Source organism: Neoroseomonas alkaliterrae (genome assembly GCF_014199195.1).
Classification (GTDB): Bacteria; Pseudomonadota; Alphaproteobacteria; order Acetobacterales; family Acetobacteraceae; genus Neoroseomonas; species Neoroseomonas alkaliterrae.
The window spans coordinates 1-1,119 of the sequence record NZ_JACIJE010000047.1; the positions used below are offsets into that span (position 1 = coordinate 1).

A 1,119-nucleotide genomic window follows, 5' to 3' on the forward strand; every position below is an offset into this window, starting at 1 on the left:
TGCGCCAGGGCTGTGCGATGAGGCGGTTCCAGTGGTGGCAGCAGTGATCGACGATGTCGTCGTGATCGCGGAAGATACGGTTCGACAGCCAGTTGGACACCTCCGGAATCCCTGGCCTCCGGCGCGCATAGGGCGCCGGATGATCGTTGGGATGCCCCGATGACCGGGGAGAGCGCTGTTGCGCCGGCCTTGGCGTGGCGGTTGCGGCCGCTCGCTCCGGCTTTCGCATCATGCGGGCACAACTCGCCTGTCGAGCCAGCACCACCGCTTCATGTTGTAGGCCATGTTGGCGAGCGTGACGGCAGCACTCGCCCGGGCAAGGCCGATGGTGCGGATCACCAGCCCCATGATCCCCTTCTGATGCGCGAAGGGATGCTCGACATAGGCGCGCACCGCCGATCTGGCCGCGTTCGCCCTCGCATGATGCCTCGGCATCGACCGGCCTCGCGGCTTGCGTCGATGGATGCGACTGACGCGGCCGATGCCGGCCAAATACCGCTCGTTCTCCGCCGACCGATATGCGGTGTCGGCCCAGACATCGGAGGCGGTGTTGTTCGGATCGATCAGCCCCTCGCGCAGCCGTGCCCCGTCATGCGCCGCGGCGTCGGTGGTCTTGCCACGCCGGATCACACCATGCCGGCGATCGATCGAGATATGCGACTTGTAGCCGAAGACCGGGATGGCGATGTCGATCTGCGGCTTGCCGTCAGCGGCGGGTTTCGCCTTGCTGTACTTCACCGTCCAGCGCGCATCGGTGTCCTTCTGGCGTGCCTTGGCCGGCTTGTCAGGCCAGATCGCCGCCGCCTTCTCGCCCGCCTTGATGCGCGCCTTCTCGGCCTCGGTGTTGCGCTGGCGGGGCGCGGCCACCAGGGTCGCGTCCACGATCTGGCCCGCCATCGGCAGGTAGCCCGCCGCCGTGATCGCCGCATCGAGCCTGGTGAACAGCGCCTCCAACGCACCAGCGGCGATCAGCGCCTCGCGGAAGTCCCACAGCGTGTTGGCGTCAGGCACCGCGTCACCGGGGCCCAGGCCGCAGAAGCGCATCCAGCTCAGCCGATCCGCCACCAGATACTCCGTCTGCGCCAGCGACAATCCGTGCATCGCCTGCAGCACCAGCAT

1 protein-coding gene is annotated in these 1,119 nt (G+C 67.6%); it reads right to left on the reverse strand.

Annotated features, from left to right (window positions below; all coding sequences use genetic code 11):
• Window positions 1-228 precede the first annotated feature (228 nt).
• A partial coding sequence (locus tag FHS88_RS20470) for an IS5 family transposase (protein WP_184487332.1) occupies window positions 229-1,119 on the reverse strand: 891 nt, incomplete at its 5' end.